This is a genomic window from Nostoc sp. DSM 114161 (assembly GCF_052692665.1).
Genome location: NZ_CP195141.1, coordinates 173,099 through 199,965, shown reverse-complemented (window position 1 = coordinate 199,965; position 26,867 = coordinate 173,099). Strand labels below are relative to the sequence as shown.

Annotated in this window: 25 protein-coding genes and 3 tRNA genes; 15 read left to right on the top strand and 13 right to left on the bottom strand. The window is 41.2% G+C overall.

The genetic code is table 11. The features are described 5' to 3' along the window. Positions 1 to 164 precede the first annotated feature (164 nt). A complete protein-coding gene (locus tag NSTC745_RS00845) occupies positions 165 to 359 on the top strand; it encodes a hypothetical protein (protein WP_445635484.1) in 195 nt (64 codons plus the stop codon). A 20-nt stretch (positions 360 to 379) separates the two neighbouring features. On the opposite strand, the gene NSTC745_RS00840 is transcribed toward NSTC745_RS00845, so the two are convergent. Further along, a complete protein-coding gene (locus NSTC745_RS00840) occupies positions 380 to 1,072 on the bottom strand; it encodes a LapA family protein (protein WP_445635483.1) in 693 nt (230 codons plus the stop codon). 220 nt (positions 1,073 to 1,292) lie between these two features. Between NSTC745_RS00840 and NSTC745_RS00835 the strand changes: the two genes are divergently transcribed. Both NSTC745_RS00835 and mazG read left to right on the top strand, forming a co-directional pair. Further along, a complete protein-coding gene (locus NSTC745_RS00835) occupies positions 1,293 to 1,898 on the top strand; it encodes a metal-binding protein (RefSeq protein ID WP_445635482.1) in 606 nt (201 codons plus the stop codon). Positions 1,899 to 1,984: 86 nt separating this feature from the next. After that, positions 1,985 to 2,818, top strand: a complete 834-nt coding sequence (mazG, locus tag NSTC745_RS00830; protein WP_445635481.1) for a nucleoside triphosphate pyrophosphohydrolase — start codon at positions 1,985 to 1,987, stop codon at positions 2,816 to 2,818. Positions 2,819 to 3,010: 192 nt separating this feature from the next. On the opposite strand, the gene NSTC745_RS00825 is transcribed toward mazG, so the two are convergent. Both NSTC745_RS00825 and NSTC745_RS00820 read right to left on the bottom strand, forming a co-directional pair. After that, entirely contained in the window at positions 3,011 to 4,210 is a 1,200-nt protein-coding gene (locus NSTC745_RS00825; RefSeq protein WP_445635480.1) for a transporter substrate-binding domain-containing protein, read from the bottom strand. Positions 4,211 to 4,347: 137 nt separating this feature from the next. Further along, positions 4,348 to 4,518, bottom strand: coding sequence for a hypothetical protein (locus tag NSTC745_RS00820; protein WP_445635479.1), 171 nt, complete (start codon positions 4,516 to 4,518; stop codon positions 4,348 to 4,350). A 306-nt stretch (positions 4,519 to 4,824) separates the two neighbouring features. Between NSTC745_RS00820 and NSTC745_RS00815 the strand changes: the two genes are divergently transcribed. Both NSTC745_RS00815 and NSTC745_RS00810 read left to right on the top strand, forming a co-directional pair. Beyond that, entirely contained in the window at positions 4,825 to 7,074 is a 2,250-nt protein-coding gene (locus NSTC745_RS00815; RefSeq protein WP_445635478.1) for a S8 family serine peptidase, read from the top strand. A gap of 182 nt (positions 7,075 to 7,256) precedes the next feature. Beyond that, the gene (locus NSTC745_RS00810) at positions 7,257 to 8,564 is read left to right on the top strand and encodes a glutamate-5-semialdehyde dehydrogenase (RefSeq protein ID WP_445635477.1); all 1,308 of its coding nucleotides are present in this window, start codon (positions 7,257 to 7,259) and stop codon (positions 8,562 to 8,564) included. Between the two features lie 120 nt (positions 8,565 to 8,684). On the opposite strand, the gene NSTC745_RS00805 is transcribed toward NSTC745_RS00810, so the two are convergent. Beyond that, a complete protein-coding gene (locus NSTC745_RS00805; protein WP_445635476.1) occupies positions 8,685 to 10,097 on the bottom strand; it encodes an isochorismate synthase in 1,413 nt (470 codons plus the stop codon). Between the two features lie 361 nt (positions 10,098 to 10,458). Here NSTC745_RS00805 and menA point away from each other — a divergent pair, with 361 nt between their 5' ends. From menA to NSTC745_RS00790, 3 genes are all read left to right on the top strand, one after another. Next, positions 10,459 to 11,355, top strand: coding sequence for a 2-carboxy-1,4-naphthoquinone phytyltransferase (gene menA, locus NSTC745_RS00800; RefSeq protein ID WP_445635475.1), 897 nt, complete (start codon positions 10,459 to 10,461; stop codon positions 11,353 to 11,355). 97 nt (positions 11,356 to 11,452) lie between these two features. Next, positions 11,453 to 12,508 (top strand): o-succinylbenzoate synthase, encoded by a 1,056-nt coding sequence (locus tag NSTC745_RS00795; protein ID WP_445635474.1) that lies wholly within the window; start codon positions 11,453 to 11,455, stop codon positions 12,506 to 12,508. Then, positions 12,493 to 13,932, top strand: a complete 1,440-nt coding sequence (locus tag NSTC745_RS00790) for a 2-succinylbenzoate--CoA ligase (RefSeq protein WP_445635473.1) — start codon at positions 12,493 to 12,495, stop codon at positions 13,930 to 13,932. The genes NSTC745_RS00795 and NSTC745_RS00790 overlap by 16 nt, the downstream gene beginning before the upstream one ends. Here NSTC745_RS00790 and NSTC745_RS00785 read toward each other — a convergent pair. The 4 genes from NSTC745_RS00785 to NSTC745_RS00770 form a co-directional block, all read right to left on the bottom strand. Continuing rightward, on the bottom strand, positions 13,925 to 14,371 hold the full coding sequence (locus NSTC745_RS00785) for an acyl-CoA thioesterase (protein WP_445635472.1): 447 nt from the start codon (positions 14,369 to 14,371) through the stop codon (positions 13,925 to 13,927). The two genes, NSTC745_RS00790 and NSTC745_RS00785, sit on opposite strands and share 8 nt — an antisense overlap. Before the next feature lie 83 nt (positions 14,372 to 14,454). Further along, entirely contained in the window at positions 14,455 to 14,895 is a 441-nt protein-coding gene (locus tag NSTC745_RS00780; RefSeq protein WP_445635471.1) for a type II toxin-antitoxin system VapC family toxin, read from the bottom strand. Further along, entirely contained in the window at positions 14,892 to 15,158 is a 267-nt protein-coding gene (locus NSTC745_RS00775) for a hypothetical protein (protein WP_445635470.1), read from the bottom strand. The genes NSTC745_RS00780 and NSTC745_RS00775 overlap by 4 nt, the downstream gene beginning before the upstream one ends. A 111-nt stretch (positions 15,159 to 15,269) precedes the next feature. Continuing rightward, positions 15,270 to 15,650 carry a hypothetical protein gene (locus NSTC745_RS00770; protein ID WP_445635469.1) on the bottom strand — a complete coding sequence of 127 codons (381 nt, stop codon included), beginning with the start codon at positions 15,648 to 15,650 and terminating at the stop codon, positions 15,270 to 15,272. Positions 15,651 to 15,752: 102 nt separating this feature from the next. Between NSTC745_RS00770 and NSTC745_RS00765 the strand changes: the two genes are divergently transcribed. After that, positions 15,753 to 15,980 carry a hypothetical protein gene (locus tag NSTC745_RS00765; RefSeq protein WP_445635468.1) on the top strand — a complete coding sequence of 76 codons (228 nt, stop codon included), beginning with the start codon at positions 15,753 to 15,755 and terminating at the stop codon, positions 15,978 to 15,980. 90 nt (positions 15,981 to 16,070) lie between these two features. Here NSTC745_RS00765 and NSTC745_RS00760 read toward each other — a convergent pair whose 3' ends face one another. The 4 genes from NSTC745_RS00760 to NSTC745_RS00745 form a co-directional block, all read right to left on the bottom strand. Then, the gene (locus NSTC745_RS00760; protein WP_445635467.1) at positions 16,071 to 16,598 is read right to left on the bottom strand and encodes a hypothetical protein; all 528 of its coding nucleotides are present in this window, start codon (positions 16,596 to 16,598) and stop codon (positions 16,071 to 16,073) included. A gap of 29 nt (positions 16,599 to 16,627) precedes the next feature. Beyond that, positions 16,628 to 18,013, bottom strand: coding sequence for an AAA family ATPase (locus NSTC745_RS00755; RefSeq protein WP_445635466.1), 1,386 nt, complete (start codon positions 18,011 to 18,013; stop codon positions 16,628 to 16,630). 353 nt (positions 18,014 to 18,366) lie between these two features. Then, positions 18,367 to 18,451 (bottom strand) — tRNA-Ser (locus tag NSTC745_RS00750). 77 nt (positions 18,452 to 18,528) lie between these two features. After that, a complete protein-coding gene (locus NSTC745_RS00745; RefSeq protein WP_445635465.1) occupies positions 18,529 to 19,458 on the bottom strand; it encodes a TIGR04168 family protein in 930 nt (309 codons plus the stop codon). Positions 19,459 to 19,608: 150 nt separating this feature from the next. Here NSTC745_RS00745 and nadA point away from each other — a divergent pair, with 150 nt between their 5' ends. The 4 genes from nadA (at position 19,609) to gshA (ending at position 22,786) form a co-directional block, all read left to right on the top strand. Further along, positions 19,609 to 20,583 (top strand): quinolinate synthase NadA, encoded by a 975-nt coding sequence (gene nadA, locus NSTC745_RS00740; RefSeq protein WP_445635464.1) that lies wholly within the window; start codon positions 19,609 to 19,611, stop codon positions 20,581 to 20,583. A 123-nt stretch (positions 20,584 to 20,706) separates the two neighbouring features. Continuing rightward, positions 20,707 to 20,789 (top strand) — tRNA-Tyr (locus NSTC745_RS00735). An 83-nt stretch (positions 20,790 to 20,872) separates the two neighbouring features. Next, positions 20,873 to 20,944: transfer RNA gene (locus NSTC745_RS00730), tRNA-Thr, on the top strand. Between the two features lie 702 nt (positions 20,945 to 21,646). Beyond that, positions 21,647 to 22,786 (top strand): glutamate--cysteine ligase, encoded by a 1,140-nt coding sequence (gene gshA / locus NSTC745_RS00725; RefSeq protein WP_445635463.1) that lies wholly within the window; start codon positions 21,647 to 21,649, stop codon positions 22,784 to 22,786. 9 nt (positions 22,787 to 22,795) lie between these two features. On the opposite strand, the gene NSTC745_RS00720 is transcribed toward gshA, so the two are convergent. Beyond that, positions 22,796 to 22,963 (bottom strand): hypothetical protein, encoded by a 168-nt coding sequence (locus NSTC745_RS00720; protein ID WP_445635462.1) that lies wholly within the window; start codon positions 22,961 to 22,963, stop codon positions 22,796 to 22,798. Between the two features lie 354 nt (positions 22,964 to 23,317). On the opposite strand from NSTC745_RS00720, the gene NSTC745_RS00715 reads away from it, so the two are divergent. Continuing rightward, entirely contained in the window at positions 23,318 to 23,779 is a 462-nt protein-coding gene (locus NSTC745_RS00715; RefSeq protein ID WP_445635461.1) for a tRNA (cytidine(34)-2'-O)-methyltransferase, read from the top strand. A gap of 836 nt (positions 23,780 to 24,615) precedes the next feature. Beyond that, positions 24,616 to 26,862 (top strand): peptidoglycan DD-metalloendopeptidase family protein, encoded by a 2,247-nt coding sequence (locus NSTC745_RS00710; RefSeq protein WP_445638497.1) that lies wholly within the window; start codon positions 24,616 to 24,618, stop codon positions 26,860 to 26,862. Positions 26,863 to 26,867: the final 5 nt, after the last annotated feature.

The following is a 26,867-nucleotide window of genomic DNA, read 5'->3' as shown; positions in this document are numbered from 1 at the left end:
GCGATGAACAATTAATTTTTAATAATCAAGGTGTAAATAATGACTTTTTACCCGTAATTAGCAGAAAAATATTTGCAAATTGGAAGTTTCGACATAAAAACTACTGCATATTTCACTTGAATAAGCCTGAATTAATAAATAGTAGGAAGAATGAGGCGTCAACTATGGCTCGAATTCGCGACCTTGTACAAGAAGCTTTAGCGACTGGGTATTTGACAGTCGAAGCTGAAGATCGACTCCGACAACTGTTGACTACCCGTTATGACTTGGAAGATTTTAATGCTTTCATGGCTTTGCAGGAAGCTGCCATGACTGGTAAAGTCAAGCAACAGTCCAGAGAGCGGTGCGGTATTAAGTAGAAGATGTAGCTCAATACTTCTTACCGCCGCGGGGGTTTATCGTCATCTTCAGGATCATCTTCAAAAAATCCCCAATCATCATCATCATCATCTGCTTGATTCGTTGTTGGCGGCTGATAAGGGGGAATAATTACTCGATAATCGGCATCGTAAATTGATTCAGTTTTTCCCGCAGCCGTATTTTTCGGCTCGCGATAGCTGTATGAGTAAACTGAACCAGAACCAGAACTGCTTTTAGGTTGTGATTGACGTTCGTAAGTTTTAGAGTCTCTAGGCTGTTGAGTTTGAGGATTGGGAGTAGACGCTTCTTCCGATTTTTCATCAAAGTCCCAATCATCTCCACTACTATTTGTCTCCCAATCATCAAACGCATCGTTGTTAGGTTCTTGTTTTTTACCAGCTGGTGGAGGACTAGGACGACCAGATGTAGGTTCTTCTCTACGATTTGCCTTTGCACGAGGTGAAGTTGCTGTTGTGTCAGGAGTTTGACGTTGTGCTGGGGCAAAGTAATTGGATAATTTAAACAAAGTCGCAATAAATATAGATGTAAAAGCACCAGTGACTGTGCTGAACAAAACCCACATCGCTAGTGGTAATGGTTGAGTCCGCAGACCTAAAAATACCAGCGATAGGGGAGGTGACCAATTCTGAACTAACAACAGTGTTAGCCCTCCCAATATTGCCACCAATAGAATTAAGCGAATTACAGCCATAACAAAGGCAAAAGGTAAAAGGTAAAAATAAAAAGTAACTCTATCTTTCTTTTACAACAAATAAAGCAGAAAGCCCAACAGTGGCAAGGTGACTGAGGAACGGCTAAGGTCGAGAGGATACAACAAAGAACTAAAAAATGCTTAAGCCGATGGTATTGGCTTATAATCACTCAGTATTCAGCACTGGCTCAACACCCCGCTATCGCTAACAGGAATCAGGATGCCCTCTGGTCGGACGCACGATCGCATTACTCTATATTCTCTGCCTTTGGTGGCAAGTGTAACTTTCTGGCAAACTCGCAGTAGCAATGCAACTTTGTTGGTTGCGGGTGGGTTTTTGTTCGGCGGATTGATGTTTGGCCCGGATTTAGATATTTATTCTGTGCAGTACCAACGCTGGGGTTTCTTGCGTTGGATATGGTTACCTTATCAAAAAAGTCTCCGTCATCGCTCTTTTTTATCACACGGGCCGATTATTGGTACAACGCTACGGGTGCTTTATCTGGGATGTTTGCTAGCTGTTTTGGCAATTTTTGTTTTGGCAATTGGTCAAAAGTTGGGGAATTTTAGTTTTACCTGGCAAGATTTGGGGAGAACTGTCGGGCGATCGCTCTTGGATTACGATACTGAATATGTCGCCCTTTTCTTGGGTTTAGAACTCGGTGCCATGAGCCATTCTCTCAGCGATTGGAGCGGTTCGGCATACAAGCGTTTTCAAAAACAGGGAATTCGTGGGTTGCTTCCCAGTGGCAAAATTAAAAAGCGTCAAGTTAAAAGTCGCACTAAGCGTCAGTCTAAACCTAGAAATACTAAAAGCCGATCTTAATCGGTTCTACAATCTAATTGCAGGGATGAGAATTTAAACTGCATATTTAATTATTTATGTCAACAATAATTCTGATAATTTAACTCATGGAATCAAATCAAAAGCATAGCGATACTTTGGCAGCTTTAGAAGAATTAATAGAGGTAGTAGCGAAATTGCGATCGCCTGATGGTGGTTGTCCGTGGGATTTGGCCCAAACTCCCGAAACGCTGACACCTTATGTAATCGAAGAAGCTTATGAAGTAGTGGATGCAATAAAAAATGGGGATAAGGAAGCGATCGCCGAAGAGTTGGGCGATTTGTTATTACAAGTAGTACTGCAAGCCCAAATTGCCAGCGAATCTGGGCAATTTTCCCTCAAAGAGATCGCTCAAGGCATTTCCCAAAAATTAATTCGCCGCCATCCTCATGTATTTGGTGATGTGTCGGTGCAAAGTGTCGATGAGGTGCGGCAAAATTGGGAACAAATCAAAGCTGCGGAAAAAGGCGAATCCTCTCCAGAAACTCAAAAACTCAGTGCTAAACTCAGTCGTTATGGACGTACCCTTCCCCCGTTAACTGCGGCGATGAAGATTTCTCAAAAAGCCGCAGCTGTAGGGTTTGAATGGGAAAACATTGATGGAGTCTGGGATAAATTTCATGAAGAATTAGTCGAATTTCAACAGGCTTTAGCTGAGGAAACACCAGCACGACAACAAGCTGAATTAGGTGATTTACTATTTGCCGTGATTCAACTTGCACGTTGGCATAACCTCGATCCCAGCGCCGCTTTGCAAGGCACAAATCAGCGATTTGTCCAACGCTTAGAAAAAATGGAAGCAGTTGTTGACCGTCCTTTGAGCGATTACAGTTTGGATGAGTTAGAAAAATTGTGGCAAAAGGCAAAAATTCAACTTGCCCAAGAAGGGAGTGGGGAGTAAGGCATTGGACATAGGGTATGGGGAGATGGGGGGATGGGGAGATGGGGAGATGGGGGGATGGGGAGATGAGGGGAAAGAAGAATTACTTTTTCTCGGTCGGTGAATCTGGGCTTCGCTCAATTTCCGCAAAGGCGAACCGCATCTGCCCATCTCCCCCCACCTCCCCACCTCCCCACCTCCCAATTCCCTTATTCAAGATTCCTTAGCATCAAACCACTTATCATATAAAGATTCATAAGTGCCATTTTCTTTGAGATTCAGCAAAGCTTTATTAATTGGTTTGCGGTAAGGACTGTTATTGGGCAAAACGATACCGTAACTTTCTTCACGCAAAGTATTGCCAACAACTTGTACCTTGCCTTTGCCTTCATTGGCAGCATAATACAGAAGTACGGGTGCATCAAACACCACAGCATCAGCTTTTTTGGTCATTAGAGCAGTGTAAGCTTGCTCAATTTTAGGAACTTGTAGAACTGAAATATGATGTTCTCGCAGGTATGCTGCGGCTGTGCTACCCGCAGTTGTGGCGACTATCTTACCCGGCAAATCATCAATACTCTTGATATCGCCTTGGAGTTGCTGGACTGTTAACGAGGTGGTTGCGGTGGCTGTAAAGTAGGCAGCGAAAAGCACTCCGATGAACATCCAGACAATACCTACTAAGCGTCCTACTACTCCTTTAGGCATTTCATCAGCTTGGGTTGCTAATGTGGCAGCTGCCCACCAACAGGCTTTAAAAATGCCAGGAAAGTATTCTTGGGGAACCATCCCTTCTTTATGATTGCGCTCAGATAACCAAATAATGTGCGCTGCTACGGCAATTAGCACTAGGGCAATACCTATTACCTGAAAGAGGCTAGCGGAAAAAAACAATTGCAAAATATTGGGAAAGCCACTGCTGTTGTTTTCTGGATTTCTGACTAGAATTTGCAGCCCCCCAGCAAAAATTGGTAATGAAAAGTCAAAATACTGCTCGCGTTCGGCTGTAATGGAAATAGCTGCAATTCCAAGTTTGGCTTTGTTTTCCTGAATGGCAGCAAGCAGTTCCGACACAGTGGAATATTGAATAAATTTAGACTCTACACTCATTTCTTTAGCGATGCTGCGCCAAAGGTCAATACTGAATCCCGATAGCTCATCTTTGTCTTGTATAACAAAGGGTGGTATGACTCGTGTAGCTACTACTAAAGTTTGTTGGGGTTGTGGTTGTTGGGTGAATCCTGGGGATGCGATTAACAAAAATGCCAGAATTGTACCTACTAATCCTATGCAGGTATACAGTAATACAGAACGTCTGGTTTGGTTTTTGCGGTTATGTCCGTGGAAATAGGCAATTCGGCTTTTCCTCCCAGCCATCACTTGGCAAAATCTAGTGGCGATCGCATTTATCATTGGAGTTATCTTCGGGTTATGTGCTATGTCGTATTTATCATGCCCACCCCATAGCAAATATCACATTGCTATCCCCCAAACATCGATTTTTTTTTCGATTTCGGGGGATAAATAAGGCTAGGGGCAGCTTGTACTGCTTAATCGATATCTGGGGCGTTTGCTTGTGAGACTTCGCAGATTATTTTACCTGTACTGAGATTAATTGTTGCAAATCGGGCATCGCTGATACTACTTACCCATTCATTGTTAATCAGCAGTTGGGTTGGCCCAACTTTGACCTGTTGTCCTGGTACTGTTGCTGTAACCATCAGGCCTGCTTAAGCTTTAGAAAAATTTGCTTAAATCTATTTCTTCTTATGTTTGTTGCTATACAGGTATTTTCTAAGTTACTTTATAAAATCTTTAGTTTTGCTTTACAATATTATTTACATTTAAATGTTATACACGTATCTGAAAATTCAAATTTCAGATGACAAATAATAGAGAAAAATTCTTTGAATAAAGATTTTTCTATCGATCTATTGTGTTCTATCAATGGCTAGTTTCAGTTGTTTATTATTTTTCAGCAATGACGAACTTAACTTAATTGAGAATTTATTGGGGGAATACGCTAGATGCCCGACCCTACTGTTTTAGATGCGAACTCCTTGAGCCTGTTGCCTACCGATCCTATTGCCAATTCTCATAGCCTTATTCTTGGCACATCAGATCTAGCGTTGTTATCCATTTCGGCAACAAGACAACCTGAACTTTCTTTAAATTACGGATTTGATATTGATGCCATTGACCAAGCACTAACTACCTTGAGTTTTCCAGACACCTCAGATGAAACAGACCAAACAATAGCTGGAATTGATTATTTAACTGGACTTCCAGAAAACTATGCTAGTACTTCGGCTATTAGTAGTTTGAGTACAGATGTTTCCTCCTCTATTACTTCAGAAATTTCTGCTACTGTTGCCAGCAGTTATATCAATGGACGATGGGCAACTGCACAAGGTGAATTTTGGAATGAACAAAAATGGTTAACAGGTGACTTCAACGGCGACGGGCGAGATGATTTAGCAAAAGTTTTTAATGACGCTACTAGAGCCGATATTGATGTTTACCTCTCCAACAATGGTAGCTTTACAAATGAGCGCTGGGCAACTCGACAAGGTGGATTTTGGAACAGTCAAAAATGGCTAGTTGGTGATTTTAATGGCGATGGGCGAGATGATTTAGCGAAAGTTTTTAATGAGGCTAATCAAGCTAATATTGATGTTCATCTCTCCAGCGGTAGTAACTTTACAATTGCCCGTTGGGCAACTCGACAAGGTGGATTTTGGAACAGTCAAAAATGGCTAGTTGGTGATTTTAATGGCGACGGACTAGATGATTTTGGCAATGTTTTTAATGACTCCAATCAAGCTAGTATTGATGTTCATCTCTCCAATGGCAGCAGCTTGGGAATTGCTCGCTGGGCAACTCAACAAGGTGGATTTTCCAATGACCAAAAATGGTTAGCCGGGGATTTCAATGGCGATGGGCGAGATGATTTAGCCAATGTCTTTAATGACACCAATCAAGCCAGTATTGATGTTCATCTATCCAATGGCAACAGTTTGGAAATTGCTCGGTGGGCAACTGCACAAGGTGGATTTTGGAACGAGCAAAAATGGCTAGCAGGAGACTTTAATGGCGATGGGCAAGATGACTTAGCTAATGTCTTCAATGATACTAATCAAGCTAGTATTGATGTTCATCTCTCTAGCAGGAGCAACTTCACAAATCAGCGATGGGCAACTGCACAAGGTGGATTTTGGAACGAGCAAAAATGGTTAGCAAGCGACTTTAATGGCGATGGAAAAGATGATTTAGCCAATGTCTTCAATGAAGCTAACCAAGCTAGTATTGATGTTTATTCCGCCAACAGTTTGCCAAATTATAGCTTTATCAATGGTTATGGTTTAGTGAATGCTTCTGCTGCCGTCGCTAAAGCTATTGGTCAACCTACCTTTTCGGGTATTCCCGATTTAGGTGGTAACAACTGGGGGGCAGATTTAATCAAAGCTCCGGAAGTCTGGGCGAAAGGTTATACAGGTCAGGGAGTAGTGGTTGCGGTATTAGATTCTGGCGTTGACTATAACCATTCAGATTTAAGTTCAAACATCTGGACAAATAGCGGAGAAATCCCTGACAACGGTATCGATGATGATAGCAATGGATACACTGATGATTTCTACGGCTGGAACTTTATTTCTAACAATAACAATACTTTAGACGTTTACGGTCACGGTACTCATGTGGCTGGTACGATCGCAGCAGTTAACAATGATTTTGGAGTTACAGGCATTGCCTATAACGCCAAAATTATGCCTGTGAAAGTATTGGGTGATGATGGCAAAGGCACTTATCTTGCTATTTCCCAAGGAATTTATTACGCCGTCAACAAGGGAGCGAAAGTAATAAACATAAGTGTAGCTGGAACCGTTCCTGACAGTGGCTTAGAAGCAGCCATTCAATATGCCAATAGTCAAGGTGTAATTGTAGTTATGGCAGCAGGTAATTCAGGAGCTTCAACTCCTTTATATCCTGCTTACTATGCTACAAACTGGGGTTTAGCCGTTGGAGCAGTTGACAGCAATAACAATCTAGCTGATTTTTCTAACCGAGTCGGAAGTGATGCCAGCATAGCTTATGTGACTGCGCCAGGGGTTAGCGTTTACTCTACGCTACCAAATCAAACCTACGGTTTTTATAATGGCACTTCTATGGCCGCTCCTCATGTAGCAGGAGTAGCAGCCTTAATCCTCAGTGCCAATCCGAGTTTGACTGGCAGCCAAGTGCGGGAAATTATCACTCAGACTGCGGTTAACGTTTAGGGCATAGGGCATGGGGCATGGGGCATAAGAAGAGGACAAGGGGAAAGGGAAAGGGGTAAGGGGAAAAGGGAGATTAAATTTATTCCTTTTCCCTTTTCCCTTTAACCTTTTCCCCTGCCCAATGTCCAATCCCCAATCCCCAATACTGATAGGATGAAAAAGTTGAAGGGTTTTTTTTGAATATGACTACTTTTCAAGTTGCTTCTTCCCTAATTACGATCGCAGCACAAACTCGCCAAGCTGCAAGTAAGCTGGCGATTCTCTCCACTGAAGCCAAAAATCAAGCGATTGAAGCGATCGCCCAGGCTTTAGAATCAGCTAAAGATCAAATTCTGGCAGCGAATATTGCTGATTGTGAAGCCGCTATTGGGGCGGGAATTGCTAAACCGCTTTATAAGCGTTTGCAGTTGGACGAACATAAATTAAGAGATGCGATCGCTGGGGTACGAGATGTTGGTAAGCTAGCCGATCCTGTCGGTAAGGTGCAGATTCACCGCGAACTCGACACTAATTTAATTCTCAAGCGCATTACTTGTCCTTTGGGTGTTTTAGGAATTATTTTTGAAGCGCGTCCAGAAGCGGCGATTCAGATTGTCTCTTTGGCAATTAAATCTGGAAACGGCGTCATCTTGAAAGGTGGCAAGGAAGCTGTACGCTCTTGTGAAGCGATAGTTAAGGCAATTAAGCAAGGATTATCTCATACTGCTGTTAATCCTGATGCAGTACAGTTGCTCACAACAAGAGAGGAAACTCTGGAACTTTTAAAGTTAGATAAATATGTAGATTTAATTATTCCCAGAGGTTCTAATTCTTTTGTCAGGTTTGTGCAAGAAAATACACGCATTCCCGTACTCGGTCACGCCGATGGAATTTGTCATTTATATATAGATAAAGCTGCCGATATTTCTCTTGCCGTTCCCATTACTGTGGATGCCAAAGCTCAATATGCTGCTGTTTGTAATGCTATCGAAACTTTGCTCGTTCACTCAGCAATAGCTCAAGAATTTTTACCAAAAGTTGCTGAGGCTTTAGCAGAACGCCATGTAGAATTAAGAGGCGATGAAAGTACCTTAGAAATTTTACCTCATATCAATACTGCAACAGAGATTGACTGGGAAACAGAATACAACGATTATATTTTGTCGATTAAGATTGTAGACTCGATTGAAGATGCGATCGCTCATATCAACGAATATGGTTCCCGGCATACCGATGCGATTATCTCTGAAGATTCTGCTGCTGTAGAAACTTTCTTTGGACTGGTGAATTCAGCCAATATATTCCACAATTGTTCTACTCGTTTTGCTGATGGTTTCCGTTATGGTTTCGGCGCAGAAGTCGGAATTAGTACTCAACAAATGCCTCCCCGCGGCCCTGTTGGTTTAGAAGGATTAGTGACATACAAATATCAAATGACTGGTGACGGCCATATTGTCGCTAACTACACTGGCGCCAATGCAAAACCCTTTACTCATCGGGATTTAGGATAAACTGCCTGATGTGTATTTTGATTTGCACCTGTTAAAACAATCAAGTTTACTGTTTTGCTTCTGAATTCTGTTAGCGCAGCGGGGCGTAGCCCATTCTGACTCCTGAATTCTGCTATACCTTTAAACCAATGCTTTCAACAAAGCCTGAAGTTTAAGTTGTACTTCTGCAAATTCTTTGTCGGGATCGGAACCAGCGACAATACCCGCACCAGCATACAACCTGGCGCGATCGCCATCTATCAATGCCGAACGAATTCCCACAATAAATTCACAATTTCCCTTAGCATCTATCCAACCGAGAGGTGCAGCATATAAACCCCTTTCAAAGCTTTCATAACGACGAATTTCGGCACAAGCAACATCTCGTGCTGCACCCGCAACCGCTGGTGTAGGATGCAATTGCGCGACAATTTTTAATGGATGGATGTTAGCAGGAACTACAGCGCTAATTGGGGTCCACAGATGCTGGATGTTGGATAATTGTCGCAGACGAGGTGCTAATATTTGGGGTAACAAACCTAGCTGGCATAGTCGTTGAGTTATGAAATTAAGCACCAGCGAATGTTCGTGCCTTTCTTTTTCACTATTGAGTAAGCGATTAGCCTTAGCTGCATCTTCAGCAGGAGTTTTACCTCGTGGCGCAGAACCAGCCAAAGCATCAGTGATTAGCTGCTGATTATTAATACTAATTAATCGTTCGGGACTCGCACCAATAAAGTTTTGTCCTTTGCCATTACTTGTAGAAAAAATATAACAATTAGGATGTATCTGTCTGAGATTATTTAAAGATTTAACTAAGTCAAAATGATTGCTTGATTTTACATCTAGTATATCTGCTAGAACAATCTTGCTTAAATAGCTAGACTGGATTTTTTCTAAAACAGAAGCTACTGAATATTTAAATAGCTCGGCATTAGCGATGGATTTTTGGTAAAATTTTGTCGGAGAATTGATATCTGGAGAATAATTTTCTAAAGATTGGAGAAATTCAATTTTGCTTTGTAGGGCGTGCAATATTTTTTGAATATTAACATCAGCATTTATCGTTAAATTTGTTACTAATATACAGCGCTGGTTTTTCACAGCTACTTGCCAACGGGGCAGAAAAATGGTAGCAGACGGAAATGGATAATCAGCTTGAGAATTTTGATCGAAAAAGCTGAAATAACAAAAAAAATGAGGCCCAGAAAAAGGTAGGTTAGAGTTACCAAAATTAATTATATTTTTTAGGCAAGATTTGATAAAATATTCAGCTTTAGTAAAACGGCCTGTACCATCAACTTCTAACTTTTCTACAGAATCAATTGCGGCGATCGCTTCTCCTTTGCCTTTATCCTCAAAGTAAAAATTTATTTCATTTGCTTGTGTAAATCGATCCAATACAAGTAGAGGGTCAACTAAATCGATCTCTTGGGAGATACTGACAATTTGCTTGTAATTATTTTTGATGCACTTTTTTTGCACTGCTAACAGAAATTGATATAAATCTTTGTGCTGTACAAACAAGTTGCTACGACATGGTGAAACTGTCATGGATCTATTGATAGTAAATTTTTTTTAAGTTAACTTCCTAAAGTGTAATTAATCGTGGTCGTATTTTTACAGGTAACATATTAAGTTGCCATTTCACCAGCGTAAGATTTGCCTTTTGGTGGTGTTCCTAGAGCCTAAGAAGCCAGTTGTAGTCAAGGCTGCAACTTCGGCGTCAGAGTCGGGAGTCAAACCCCACGACTAAAGGTAAGAATTGGACACCCAAAAGTTAGAAGTCAGAATTTATAAGGAGTTTACTATGATTGGTATATTCATTCATCAAATACTCTCCTGAATCAGAAAATTCGGACAGTAAAAATCTTTTGTGAAAGTGATATTGTAGGAATTTAATCGATCGCGACTGATGACTACCAAGCAGATTTTATATCCGAACACTAAGTTATGGATGGCAGCGATTAAACCGCCGATGTATAGCGTTGCCATCATGCCCATTTGGGTAGGAACAGCAGTAGCATTTGCCGAAACAAAAATTTTCAATTGGGCAATATTTTCTACTTTTGTAGCTGCGGCAATTTTAATTCTTGCCTGGGAAAATATCAGTAATGATGTTTTTGATTCCGAAACAGGTATAGATCGAAATAAACACCATTCTCTAGTGAATTTAACAGGTAATAAGCCATTAATATTTTGGCTAGGAAACTTGTGCTTATGTTTGGGGTTGCTGGGGATAGTAGCGATCGCTTTTTGGCAACAAGACCTAACTGTTATCGGTATAATTTTGCTGTGCTGTGGTTTGGGCTATATGTACCAAGGGCCTCCCTTTCGCTTAGGATATCAGGGTTTAGGGGAAATTCTTTGCTTTTTTGCCTTTGGCCCCTTAGCAGTGCAGGCAGCATACTACAGCCAAACTCAAACTTGGTCAATGACGAGTTTAGCAGCCTCAGTTATTGTCGGCATTGCCACAACCTTGATTTTATTTTGCTCGCACTTTCACCAAGTTAAGGATGACATAGCCGCAGGCAAGCGATCGCCCATCGTTCGCCTCGGAACCGAAAAAGGTGCCCAACTGCTATTCTGGTTTACTGGCAGCATTTATCCTCTGACTTTGCTGTTTGTGCTGTCAGGAATTTTTCCAGTTTGGACATTGCTAAGTTGGTTGAGTTTACCCTTTGCCGTCAAATTATGCCGCCACGTCCAAGAAAATCACCACATACCAGACAAAGTGAGTAACTGTAAATTCATCGCCGTAGCCGTGCATTTTTGGAGTTGCTTGCTTTTAGGTGTGGGATTTGTGCTTTAGTTATTGGGCATAGGACATGGGGCATGGGGCATTGGGCATGGGGCAAATGACTAATGACTAATGACAAATAACTAATGACTAATGACAAATCAAGATAGTGATTTACAGATTTAAATTTCGTCCTTATCGGCGAAGATTTGTGCGAACAGTTAGTACAAGTCATGGTAAATGGGATATTCGGGATGGGATTACTCTGTGTCTTACTGACGAATCAGGTAGAGTTGGCTACGGAGAAATCGCCCCCATTAGCTGGTTTGGTTCGGAAACTATAGAACAGGCATTAGATTTTTGTCGCCAACTCCCAGCAGAAATCACAGACGAAACCATTTTCTCCATCCCAGATGAGTTACCCGCTTGTCAATTCGGCTTTGAGTCAGCGCAGGAGTGGGTGGGGAGATGGGGGGATGAGGAGATGGGGGGATGGGGAAGTGTGGGGAGTGTGGGGAGTGTGGGGGGAAACAGAATTTATGCTTCTCCCTCTCCTCCCACACCCCCAATGCCCAATGCCCAATTTAGCGCTTTAATACCTGCTGGGGAAGCGGCATTAACTCAATGGCAAAGTTTATGGCAACAGGGATATCGCACGTTTAAATGGAAAATTGGTGTAAATGCGATCGCTAATGAACTTGAAATTTTTGAGTCATTGACACAAGCTTTACCAGCTAACAGCAAACTGCGATTAGATGCTAACGGTGGACTCAGCTATGAAGAAGCTAACTTATGGCTGTGGACTTGCGACAATCTCCAGGCAAATCCAGAAATAACCACAGAAATTGAATTTCTCGAACAACCGCTACCCGTTGAAGAATTACAGGGAATGTTGGAATTGAGTATGTGTTATGGAACAGCGATCGCTTTAGATGAATCTGTCGCCACATTAGCGCAACTTATACATTGTTATCAACAAGGTTGGCGAGAAATTTTTGCGATTAAGCCTGGGATAATTGGATCGCCATCTCGGTTAAGAAAGTTTTGTCAAGAAAATAAAATTGATGTTGTATTTTCATCAGTATTTGAAACTGCGATCGGCAGACAGGCAGCACTCCAACTAGCAGCAGAATTATCTCAAAATAACAGAGCAGTTGGTTTTGGCATCGACCATTTTTTTGAAGAAGATGATACCTGGCTTCAAAGTCTATGGAAAACCCTTTAGACTATCTTAATAACCTGGCTGAAAATGATTGGTTGATTGGTTGCGACAGTCGTCAATTTAATCAACTAGCTCAAGAATTATATTTAGAACTAACACAATTATCAACATCTGAAACACGACCAAAAATTATCTTAGCCGAACGCGAACCACTAAAATTTTTAGCAAGTTTCCTTGCCGCCTGTGCAGCTAATTGCCCAGTTTTTCTCTGCAACCCCGACTGGGGAACCCAAGAATGGCAACAAGTCCTAGATTTAGTACAACCAGATATTATTTGGGGAATGGCGCATGGCGCATGGCGCATGGAGAATAAGAATAATGCCCAATGCCCACCCGCCCTGAGCGAAGCCGTTCGCGTAGCGTCTCGCAGAGAAGGGATGCCCAATGCCCAATGCCCACTAATCATGATTCCCACAGGTGGTTCATCAGGACAAATTAAATTTGCCATCCACACTTGGAAAACTCTCATAGCATCCGTAAAAGGATTTACAGAATACTTTCAGCTAAACAAAATCAATTCTTTTTGTGTATTGCCGCTATATCACGTCAGCGGTTTAATGCAATTTATACGTTCTTTTACCACAGGTGGAAAACTAGCCATTCAACCGTTTAAAAACTTAGAATCTGGTAAAATATTAAATATTAAAAAATCAGAATTTTTCATATCTTTAGTACCAACTCAATTACAAAGACTTCTACAAAATCCCGAATTAACAGAATGCCTAGCCCAGTTTAACACCGTCCTTTTAGGAGGTGCGCCAGCATGGAGCGAACTATTAGAAAAAGCGAGATTTCATCGCATTCGGTTAGCGCCAACATATGGTATGACAGAAACCGCTTCTCAAATTGCTACCCTCAAACCAGATGATTTTTTAAATGGTAAAATTAGCAATGGTCAGATTCTCCCTCACGCCCAGGTAACTATTTGCAATGAGCAGGGCGAAATTTTAAATTCCAATCAAATAGGAAATATCATCATTGAAGCTCAATCTTTAGCCCTTGGTTACTATCCGATAATCCCAGAAAATCAGAATAATTTCCGAGTAGATGATTTAGGCTTTTTAGACGACGAAGGGTATTTAAATATTGTCGGACGTAGTAGCGAAAAAATTATTACAGGCGGAGAAAATATTTACCCAATAGAAATTGAGTCAGCCATACGAGAAACTCAACTCGTTACTGATATTTGTGTAATAGGTATTCCAGATCGAGACTGGGGGCAAGCCTTAACAGCAATTTATATTCCCACAAAATCAAATATCTGTGCCTTAAAAATCCAAACCCTACTCAAAGACAAACTCAGCAAGTTTAAAGTCCCAAAATATTGGATTCCCCAGCAAAACTTACCCCGTAACTCACAGGGTAAAATTAACCGCCAACAGCTAGAAAAAATAGCGATCGCATACCTCCAAAACTCCCTCAAATAACCTCTCTCGCCCTTCTTCTCTCCGCGCCCTCAGCGCCTCTGCGGTTTGTTTCCAACCATTGAATTATTTCATCAGGTAATTCCTGCTTAACTCTACTACTCGCATTAATACAAACATGCCGAGTAATAGCTTTAGCAACTATCACCTCGCCCACATTAATTTCATAAGTAATTTCAAACTTATCAACACCTAATTTTTGGGGAATTAAATTAATCGATAACTTGTCCCCTACAAACATAGGACGCAAAAAATCGACATTAGCGTGAACGATAGGAAAAGCCATCGGTGGGTTATTAAAAAAATCCTTGAGATTAATACTTGATGCTTCTAGAGATTCTTCATAAGCTTCATGACAAATACCCAGAACATTGGCAAAATAAACTACCCCAGCAGCATCAGTATCTTGAAAGCGAACCGTGCGGTTATAAGTAAAAGCCATTTTTGATAATTTTGATATTCAAAAAGGAAAATTAATAAACAATGAGCCTGTTAATTTGGCGATCGCTTCTATATTAACCGCAACTATGGAACCTGAAAATCATTAAACGAGCAAATATTGTAAGGCGAACTACTTAAAGCTTTTACCAGCTTACCGTCGAGAGTTAGCAAAGTAGCACCTACCTGCTGTGAAAGCGCCACATAAGAACCATCATAGGCAGAGGTTTTATAAGTCAAGGCAATACTAACTGCATCCGCCATCAAATCAGCCGTAGAGACAACTTGTAACTGTAAATTTTTGAGAGTAGCTAAATCTGTTGTAACTTTCGCCGCAGGGTAAAGACCTGCACGGACGTATTTCCATAAGACATTAGCACTCTCAATGTAAAATAGGTCAGGAACAAAGAATTGATTTTGAGGATTAGCAGCGTAAGCTAACAATCGATCTACTTTAGGGGAAAGTGGATCTGGAATAAAGTGCTTGATACATACACTGACATCTATTACGTATCTGAGAGCCATCATCTGTCACGGTCTTCTCGAAGCAAAGCTGTGCTATCAGGCCATTCAATATCTTTAGGTAGTTTCTCACGACGCAGGCGACTTTCCTCTAAAAGCTGGAGTACATTTTTTCGCCTTTCGTCTTCCGTAGGCTGCATTTTTGCCTGCAAAGCATTCTGCAAAATTCTAATAACTTGAGCATCAACTGAGCTATTTTCAGCTTTAGCTAACTCTTGCAGTTGTGCGTATAACTCATCAGGTATATTTAGCGCATGAAGGGTAGCCATTGATTGACCTCCCAAAAGAATTTATTGCTAATGGTAGCACGATGCAAGCAGCGAGCGGCTTTAGAGGAAGTGTTGACTGTTAACCGTCAACAGTTAACAGTCAACACTCATCTATTTATTAAGTATTTCAATTGCTTCTTGAATCAATTGCTTAGTCTTGTGAAGATTTAGCAGTCTAGTTTGGTCGTAGCGTTCAGGCAGAGGAAGTAACTTACCCTCTAGCGTTGCCCGAATCAGCGCAACTTGTTCGTCAGTAGCTTCTCCCATTTCATAAAGCATAGTGCCAAGTGCTTCAGTACTTCTCCAGCTAGGATTCCTCAAACCTGTTTTATGGTCTTGGAACTGCCTAATAGCTTGCACAGCAAAAGCCAATAACGGAGTAATCCAGCTTGTTTTATACCCTGGATTCCCTACTGGCTTCACTCCATACCGCGCAGCTAAATCTTTCAATTCTTTAAGGGTTTTGCTTTCAAGTTCAGAACGTGTAAACATAGAAATGCCTAATTTTGTAATTGGGTTTGGCAGCTACTCTTACTTGCTAGGTCTGGCTAGCTGCCAATTATAATATCGCATGAAGTCTTGCGATAGATCAATATGCAAGCAAATATTTTTATGCCTAATTACGAAGAAAAACCTTATTTAAAAAAGCATCAATTTACCACTAACAGGGAAGAACCATTGACTGCAAAAATAACTCTTAGACTTCCCCCATCAATGCTGAAAAAATTAAAAGGTCTAGATAACTACCCTGAATTTATCAGGCAAGCAATTTCCGATGCGCTAAATAAGCTAGAAAGTTCAAAAGAAGCTACAGAAGATTAATTTTTTAATGCGGCATAGTGTTGGGCTTCTTTCCTCAACCCAACCTACGCAACTGAAGATTTTTCGGATTAACACGAAACTTAATATAAGTTACTTACCCTTTTTTCTCTTTCCTTTGGGTTGGTACTCAATACCTCTTAGAAAGTCACCTAAATCCGAATTCTTGGTAATATCATAATTACCGTCACAAAACTGCTCTTTTAATTGCTGTTTATATTTATCAATCTCTTGCGGTGCAGAAGTATTAGATTTGATATATGCTTTTGGAATAAAATTTATTGATGTACCAGACTGTTTCAATAATTTTAGGAAATATCTATATGTAGTTATAACTTGCTCTGTAGCTGTTTTTATATCACGACCTTTTAATTCTACAAAACAGATTATTCTTATATTCTCTTTTGCATAGAATACGATTAAATCACAGATTTTCATTCCTTCTCGATCTAATCCTAATAGTTGACGCAAATTACAATTAGGGTTTGATTGATTATCTATACAAAAAAAGAGAATTGTTTCACCACTAGATGGTTTGATATTAATCTCTATTCCATTTTCTGTATAACTTGTTTTCCCTGGTAGCAAACAACTTGATAACAATAAACTATTTAAAGGCATTTTTAAATCACTCCTGAGCTTAAGAGTGATTATGGGAATATATGGGAAATATCATCAGATACATCACCAAACGTACCCCAATCTATACGCCCTTCTTCATTTAAAATATTCTTGGCTGTACCATCTTCAAACAGATATACAGAAACTTTCTCTTGAGGAATAAAAGCTTCTGTTTTTTCTAAATAAAATCGTTTTTTTATATCCTCTTTATCTTCACGTTTTGCTGCTTGCATTAAATTAGCTAAATGATCCACAATATACGGACTATGTGTTGTAATTAATACATTTAAGCCTGCTTGAACTAACATTGCTAAAAATTCAATTATTTCTACCTGTACTGCTGGATGTAAATTCATTTCTGGTTCATCAATAATTAGTAATTCATCCGGTTCAGCTAGATAGCGTAAGTATAGAACTAACGGAGCTAATTCTTTAACCATTGAAGAAGTAACTGCTATTTCTAATTTCACATTGTCTGATAGTTTAAACAGTATTTCTTTTCCATTTTTAGACTCACTAAGATCTACTTTGCCTTCCAAAATATTATTTTCTAATAATTCCGCTAATTTTATATAATTTAGAATTATATTATTAGTTTTACTTTCTTCCTTCCTTTGGGCAAATGTTTTTAAATAAACATTAGTTAACATATTCATTAAACTTTTTACTGCTGCATTTTGTATACTTTTTTTTTCAAAAAAAAGATTTCCTATATCTTCATCATATTCAAATCCAATTCCTAGAGAGAAAAATGGTACAACAGCAGTTCTTTCTGTAGGAAAAATATCAATATATGAGTAAATACTTACACGAAGTATCTCAAATATTTCTTGAAATAAAATTTGTTCAAACACTCTTCTAGGTAGTTTTTTAAAAATATTACTTTCTGAATTTGAAACTATATAAAAATAAATATTATTCTCACCTTTTTGCTTAAAAATATGTAAAAGGTTCTTATTTTCATAACCAAATGAAAAATGTCGGTCTAAAAAAGAATTTTTAATCTTATCAAGGATTTTTTGTTTAACTTTAGTTAAATCAAACAGTACTTTCATTTCCTCAAAATTACTGTGTTCTGTATCCAGAAAATTGTTCATCCAACTAGATGCTAAACAAGAAATTTCATTAATATATGTTTCAGCATAATCTTCAGCAAATTTAACTAAGTCAAAATGAATAGTCCCTTCTTGTAAAAACTGTTCAATAGCATTATCTATAATTGGATATCTATTCTGAGTTATTTTATCTAGATATGCTTTCAAATACTTTTCGGTTCCATGTTGACCTAAGATAGATGCTAATGTGTAAGCAGTCCAAGTTTTTCCAGTAGCATTTCTACCAATAAATACAGTTAAAGGTTTTAAATCAATTTCAGCTTTTGCAATAACACCCAAGTTATAAATTTTTACTTTCATGGCACATTTAATTTTAATTATTTAAGAGTAGACAGATACAGGTAATAACAACCTATCATGCTTTACAAGTTAAGCAAATTTCACCTGTTGCTAAATTACATATAAGGCTCGCTTTGATTTTTGGACTTATTGACGTAGACAGGCTCTGGGGGGTAGATATTAGGAAATGGGGGGAGGGTGAGGAGTTTTTCAAAATCAAATAAGAGTCCTATATATTCATTGCTGTACCTTGAATAATAACAAGGCTGACTCTTTCTTCACAGCTAAAGACAAAATAAATGTGGCTTACCGTCTGTTACTTGAAACTCTACATTAGAGAATAAGACTCAAAACCTTATTCACAAATCTCTCAACGGAGAAGGGGAGATTCGAACTCCCGGAACCTTTCGGTTCATCCGATTTCAAGTCGGACGCAATCGACCACTCTGCCACCTCTCCAAATAAACTGTCGAGCTACTGGCTACCCGCATTTTTCAGTTAGCACCAAAGCTGACAGATCATACTATATCTTATCACTACGCAGGTTGCACTACTGAATGCGATCGCTCATACAAAATTTCTTCTGACACCACCTGGAAGTCATTCCCCACCCACACTAAAGAAGCTTGGGTAACCACACCCGCCTCTAAAGAAACCAAGGAAAAATTACGCAGCTTCTCGCCGTCATTTTCCACTATCCTGGGCACAGTAGCCGCATTCAAGTAAATTGTTCCCTCTGGACTTCTAAAAACGGGTTTTCGCAGTTCTTTCTTCGTGTGCCGTAAAGTTCGGTGCATGTGACCAAACGTTACCAGAGGAATGGTTTTACCAGCAGTAACAGCCTGAGAAATCGCCTCAGCAAAATCTGGATCGCCAAAGTCGCCACCAATTGGATGCCAGTCTTTGCCGCAGGGGTCTTCTGGCCGATCGCCTAATCCACTAGGCCCGTTATGGCCGAGAAAAATAATCGTCTGGTAAGCAGCGCTTTTAACTGCTTTGACAATGCGATCGGCAGATTCTTCCAAATCTGTGACACCATAACGTTCCCGACAGATGTCCGCAAATTTCCATTCCGGGCCGCCCCAAGTAAATGGACGACCCCCGACTACAGTTAATTCCCAAGCTGGAAAATCTAATTTACCGTAACCGACATGGGCAGGGCCTAATAAATCGAGTTGTTCCTGTACCCAGTCTTCCTTGGAACGGTCGTAGGGACACTTTTTGCGTCCCCATTCTGTAGCTGTAAACCAAGCATCGTGGTTGCCCATAACTGCTGCTTTGGGAATGTCAACAGAAGCGATCGCTTTTACCACTTCCACCGACTCGTTACCAAAATCCCCCACAAACAGCACTAAATCAACACCCAAATGCTTGAGTGCAATGCTGTCTTCTACTTCCCATTGGTCGTGAACATCTCCAACTACAGCAATTTTGAGGGTTATCGAATGAGTTTTCTGACTGGTCATGCCACTTTCCTTGCCGTCTATCTCCAGGATATGAAACTCAGCCGGATTTGGACATTATCTCTAGAAAATCAACCGCCCACTATTTTTGGTAAAAACTACTATAATTAATTTAACAAGACTACAAATTGCAACCAAGGGCAACCCCTAATTGTGTTTACGACTGCACTAGCTCAACGAGAAAAAACCCAACCGGGTCAACTACCATTAGATTTGTTTAGCGCCATTGAGAGCCTCAAAAAAGAACTTAACGCGGTGATTCTGGCGCACTACTATCAAGAACCCGATATTCAAGATATTGCAGACTTTATTGGCGATTCCTTACAGCTTGCCAAAGCAGCCCAAAAGACCAGTGCAGATGTAATCGTCTTTGCTGGCGTTCACTTTATGGCAGAAACAGCAAAGATACTCAATCCAGATAAATTAGTACTTTTACCAGATTTGAATGCAGGTTGCTCTTTAGCAGATAGTTGTCCGCCAAAGGAATTTGCCGCTTTTAAAGCAGCGCATCCAAATCACCTGGTGGTGTCTTACATCAACTGCTCTGCTGATATTAAGGCAATGAGCGATATTATTTGTACTAGTTCCAATGCTGTCAAAATCGTACAGCAAATACCGAAAGACCAGCCGATTATTTTTGCCCCCGATCGCAATTTAGGGCGCTACGTCATGGAACAAACTGGACGAGATTTGGTGCTATGGCAAGGTAGCTGTGTTGTCCATGAAACCTTTTCCGAAAAGAAAATTGTCGAGTTAAAAATTGCCCACCCCCAAGCAGAGGCTATCGCTCACCCAGAATGTGAAACTAGTGTATTGCGCCACGCCAGCTTTATCGGTTCCACAGCAGCTTTACTCAAACATTGTCAAAACAGTTCCTCCGAGGAATTTATCGTGGCAACGGAGCCGGGAATCATCCACCAAATGCAAAAACTAGCTCCCCAAAAGCGCTTTATTCCCGCACCACCGATGAATAACTGCGCTTGCAACGAATGTCCGTTTATGCGGTTAAACACCTTAGAAAAGCTCTACTGGGCAATGAAAAATCGCACTCCCGAAATTAGCATGTCCGAAGATATCCGCCTTGCTGCACTCCGGCCAATGCAACGAATGTTGGAGATGAGCGTGTAGTTAGAATAAGTTTTTACAAGTTGTAGAGACGTGGTTTTATTGCGTCTCTACCAAAAATTTATTTTTTCTCAGCACTTGAAATTTATAAAACCTAGTGCTATGATGTTAAATCGTGAGACAAATGGGTCGGTGTCCGAGTGGTTAATGGAGACGGACTGTAAATCCGTTGGCTAGCGCCTACGCTGGTTCAAATCCAGCCCGGCCCACCTCTCACGAATTCATAAGTTATAATAGCTGGGTAATAGGTAAAATACCGAGCGTTGTAACTGAAAAACAAAAATTTTCTTTCGCCCGTGTGGCTCAGTGGTAGAGCACACCCTTGGTAAGGGTGAGGTCACGAGTTCAATCCTCGTCACGGGCTTATTAAAAATTTGAAAATCAGCAACTTTATGCAAACTGCATATTATATTATTGTTGCGTGATATTTAGTTTATACTTTGGGTCATTTTAGAGCGGTTCTTGTTGTTCCTCTTTTATGGCTTTGTTACATGCTGTACAAGAATTGCTATACATTCGGTCAAAATCAACAGTATTCAGTATGTATTCCTTATCATAGTTTGCCAGAGGATCGTTACAGATCTGGATAGTTGGATATTGCTCGCTTTCTGAATCAGAGGATATATATCTAATAAAAACACAAGTTCTCATTTTTAATCCACCTGACAATGCTGTTAGAGAAAATGCATTGAGTAAGCGGATTTTAGCAATTCATTCGCAGCTTTATAGAATCTGATATCTATATTAAAGCTATATCTTTTTGTTTTTAATTAGTAGATGATGTCTAATAAAAAACTCCACAAATGAAAGTGTGTTGAGTAGAAGCTAATTGTCTCAAACAAGGTAATTCAACGAACACAGAGAATCTATAACTATAAAGTGCGTAAATAAACTAAGATATATTTAATACTTAAAAAAATCAGATAACAAACTCACAAGTTTGTCGTCCTGATTTGGGAAGAGTTGGAGATTCAATGATTCTTAACCTTTGATTGGATCGAAGATAGATCCAGAGATTCGTCTAATTCGATACAATTTATAAGCTGAGAGAGCCAAGGAGAACAAGGTGGTCTTATTAAAAGGCTTTGAGATTGAGATGTATACTGGCACGCCTCAAGGTGAAATCGTTGGTCTCTCCGACAAAATTGTTGCAGCTTTGGATGGATTTGTTCGGGAGCCAGATAGCCGCAATGTGGAATATATAACCCAGCCATCGGCGAGTTACGAGAAGTTATTGTGTGCGCTACTGCATCCCAGACGGACGTTGCGAAACTACCTCAATCGTTTGGGCAATTACACCCTCATACCGGGAAGTACTTTGTCTTTAGGTGGGAGCGATCGCTTTATGCGTTCCGATCCAGCCAACCCCTATCATGACTACATCGAGCAAACCTACGGCACAAAGGTAGTTACCGCTAGCGTACATATCAATGTCGGCATTAGCGACCCCGAAATATTAATGCGGGCGTGTCGGGTGATTCGTTTAGAAGCACCTTTATTTTTAGCCCTGAGTGCCTCATCTCCATTTTTGGATGGCAAAGCTACAGGGTATCATTCCACCCGTTGGGGTCTGTTCCCGCAAACCCCTAAACATGTGCCATTATTTGCCAGCCACGCCGATCATATCCAGTGGGTGGAAAATCAACTCGCTGCTGGAACAATGCAAAATGTCAGGCATTTATGGGCATCAGTGCGACCAAATGGCGATCGCCGTCCCTACGATTTAAATAGGCTAGAACTGCGGATTTGTGATTTAGTCACAGACCCCATCGCCTTACTAGCGATTACCGCCTTATTAGAAGCGCGTCTGTTACAAATAATCGAAAATCCTAGCATCGACCCATTAACTCAAAGTACCTTTTCTCCTGAAGAACTCGTCACTTTGACTGCCGAAAACGAAACTGCTGCTGCAACCACTAGTCTTGATGCTCAGCTAACCCATTGGCAAGATGGCAGAAGCATCACAGCTAGAGATTGGATTGGCGAAATTTACCAGGATGTTTGGGCGATCGCCAAACAACAAGGTTTTAGCTGTTTCCTTTCACCTTTGCACAAAATTCTCCGCGAAGGCAATGAAGCTCAACAGTGGTTGCAGCTACACAGAGTCGGCTTTGACAGCCAGTGTGTCATCACCCAGGCTATTACTACCATCCAGGAACGAGAAATCGAACTAGAAGACAAATTGTGTTCCTCGCTGCTGACGTAGCCGGAGGCTTTAGGGATTGGGGACTGGGGATTGGAAACATCGGCAGACAACAACAGAAGTTGGAGTGTAAGCTTTCAACCTAGTTTGCCCTGAAGCAACGCGGACTGCTTCACTCAAAGGCCCTGCCGCAGGCATCCAAATTTCTCCTGTCAAAGACGCTACGCGAACCGAAGACAAGGCGAATAACTCCTAACTCTTGACAGGGGTTAATAGCGTTTGTAGTCCTAACAATCCCAATCCCGGATGCCCAATCAACGGTTGCCCTCAAACAAATGGTAGATTTTTGTGCAGTCAGTACTTGGTAAAAAAAATACAAGCAACCATTTAACTTTACATAAAATTTAATATTTACCGATTTCACTCAAATACGCTCTCAGGTAGTATTCTGAGAGGGTTTGCGGTTCGTTTTAAAAATCTAATCGATGGGGAATGCTTGATTATTATTAACAAAACCTATGAATAGCCTCTGCCTTTTGGTAGATTTTACATTGACAACAGATTATTTTATACAATACGTAGATTATACGGACAATGCCTCAGGTAGTTTTAGTTAACCCCCAAATTCCTCCTAATACAGGTAATATTGCCCGTACTTGTGCGGCTACGGGTACTGAGTTACATTTAGTTGGGCCTTTGGGGTTTGAAATTAGCGATCGCTACCTCAAAAGAGCCGGCTTAGATTACTGGCCTTATGTCAAGCTGCACTATCACGAATCGTTAGAAGCCTTCAAAATAGTACACCAGGAGCGTGGAGGCAGATGGTTGGGTTATAGTGTCGCCGGAAATATTAACTATGTCAGTTTTCAGTTTCAACCCGATGATTGGTTGTTATTTGGCAGTGAAACCACTGGTTTGCCACCAGAAGTTTTGTCACATTGTGATGCTACTCTGTATATTCCGATGAGTGAGCCTGGAGTTCGTAGCTTGAATCTGTCGGTGAGCGTCGCTATCGGTTTGTTTGAAACTCGGCGGCAATTAGGCTATTTACAATAGTTGTCTAGCTAATTTATTATTAAGTATATCTACTTAACTCTTTTCCAAAAACCAATTAGATGAGTGATTTGTGGCGACGAAGACTTTGCTAGTTACGGCAGATTTAATGTCAAAAAATACACCAAAAATTGTGTTTTTGAATAAAATGTAGTGGAAGATACTTACAAGAGGAGTAAGCTTGTTATAAGAAATTTGTATATAAAATTCGCGATAATGCCAAATTTGAATGATAGATTTTGATGAATTTGCAGCATTCAATATTGGGGAACAAATGCCCTATAACTTAGTCATAGAGCGCATTTGAGCTATTTTGGCTCTAATGTTCCCAGGATTACTCCCCAAAATTAGCCAATGGTTAATACGGTTGTTTTTTAGGGAATAATCAACGTAAAGTCTCGTGTTGGGAAGACGGATTGTGTAGAAATATCTTGAAAAGATCTACAGCAGGGGGCATCGCTTTTCCAGAGGTCGCAGCAATTTAATTTTCGGCAGCGACTATGGACTTGATAAAACTAAACTATTTGCCAAGTCCCCGCGATTGACGCAAGACAGCCGCGGAAAACCGGAAAAAAGAAAACGTCCTAAATGGTGTGAGGAGTGGTTCGGACAAGCAAGCATAGCAATTCTTAAGTTTTGCTAACAGATGTGAACTTGTCTAAATCAGAGAAGCAGGTTAATCTTGCGTAAGCATCTCTGGTGAATGCGATCTCGATCTATCGTTAGTTGCGATCTAGATCCTTGACTAGATATCCAGCTGAAAAATCGAGGTCAGTTAAGCGCTAGTGATCGTAAGGAGGTCGTCTTTGAAACGAGCATTGAAAAAGAGAGTGAAAGCTGTGTTGAAAAATAACCCCAGCAGCGATGATGCCCCGGTAGAACAACTAAATTCAATTAATCCAAAAGTTAACCGTCGGGTGCGGACAAAAGCCGCCATGATTGGCTTGGCAATCTCTATGGGAGCAACCAGTCTTTTGGTGACTCGACAAAGCGATCAAGCCCAAGCAGCGGTGCCTGTAGGCAGCCAAAAGGCAACCTCAACCATTCCTGCGGTTCGTGATACTGAGGTGAAATTCGCCTCCACCAAGCTGGAATCCCAAGCAATCTCATTACCGAGCGTGCCGGAGAATCCTGTTGTCGTGGAACCAACAGCAGTCTCACAGTTGCCTGGGCTTGAAGCTAAATGGCAAGTCGCAGCCAGTGGAACGTCTTTGCCAGTTCCTGCATCAGAAAGTTTTTCCCAAACAACGCCAGTTGATAAAAATCTCGCTGGCTCAAAATCCCAAGTGCCCCAGGGGTCGAACAATACTTTAGCTGAGACTAGCTTTCCAACAGTCAACAAGCTATCGAACCCCATTGCTGAAGATATTGCTGGTACTACAAATGTATTACAAACCGTACCACAAACAGTGGCAACATCTGGGACTGCCAGCAGTGAAATAAATGCACAACTTAAGGCGCAACAAGAGTTTGCGCTGAATCGCTTACAAGAAAAATCAAACCGTTTAAGAAAGAGTCTGGCACAATTGCGGTCTGAGGATACCGAAAATTTATCACAAACTGCTATTGGCAATACTGTAGTTGAAAAAACTGTGTTAGCGCAGTCAGAGACTTCTGGAAATGCTGGTCAAGCCAAGCTGATATCGAGGTTAAAACAGAAGACACAACAGGAAATTGCGTTAACTACACCGACGACCTTGATTGCGTCCTCGACAAGAACAGCCTATGAAGTTAAGCCTGGAGATACGCTAGCGGCGATCGCCAGCAGATACAATACATCTGTATCAGAACTAGTTAAGGCAAATAACCTCAATAATCCCAATCAACTGCGAATCAGTCAAAAACTGATTATTCCAACTGCTCAAGTTCAGGTACCTGTAGCGACTAAGCCCAGTTTTGTAGAGCCGATTAATACTCCCAAAGTTACTTCCTCTGTGACCATTGGTAGTGCTAACTCATATCTACCCAGTTCGCCATCGCGAATTATTGCTGACAACAGTAGCGTTACCGTCTCTACACCGGTAACTGCGGACGACCAAATTCAGACAAATAGCGCGAACGACTTGCAAACAGCTCCCATCGCTCCTAGAGCTTATGGCGTGGGTGGTGAAACCCCAGTACCAAAAGCCTTTGTTGAAATCCAGCAGCGTGAGGAACCAACAAATAGGGTAGCAAGGGGTAATAACAACAATAATGACCGTCTACGGGGCTTACAAGCAGAAATCCAGAGATTACAGCAGAAATATCGCGCTCAACAGTCTGGGAACTTAGCAATGCCAGCTGCTGCCGCTGAAAGTAACACTGCTGCGACATTCACTCCTGTTTCTACCCCCAGTAATATTCCCGTACCTATCTCTGTGTCTCGACCGAATAACGTAGCAATACCAATTGCGGTTCCGACACCTACCAGAGCTAACTACGCTCAACCAATTAAGCCCCAATTCCGTGCCACTATACCGGCCAACGAGCCAATAAATCCAGAGTTCTTACCCAATCTAGGATCTGCTGGTCAGTGGACTCCCCCTCGCAATCCATCTGGCACCAGAGTTGCAACGCCTCCTAGACGAGTAAATGCTTCGGATTCCTTAGGGAAGTTGCGCGGAACCACAGTTGCTCCACAGGCAATACCACCTTTGGCAGCAGTGGATCAATACTTACCCAGAGTGATTGACGAAACAACACCCCCTCCATCTAATTCATCCGTAGCTTACCAATGGCCGGCGAAGGGTACTCTCACCTCTGGCTATGGCTGGCGCTGGGGAAGAATGCACAAAGGAATTGATATTGCTAATTCCACAGGCACGCCTGTTTTCTCCTCTGCTGAGGGGGTCGTGGAAAAAGCTGGCTGGAACAATGGCGGTTACGGTAACCTCGTTGAAATCCGCCATCCTGATGGCAGCACGACTCGCTACGCTCACAACAGCAAGATTCTGGTACAAGCTGGTCAGCAGGTGAGTCAGGGAGAGACAATTGCTTTAATGGGTAGCACTGGTCACAGCACTGGACCGCACACTCACTTTGAAATTCATCCATCAGGCAAGGGTGCTGTTAACCCAATAGCTATGTTACCAACAGCACGTCTGTAATTCTT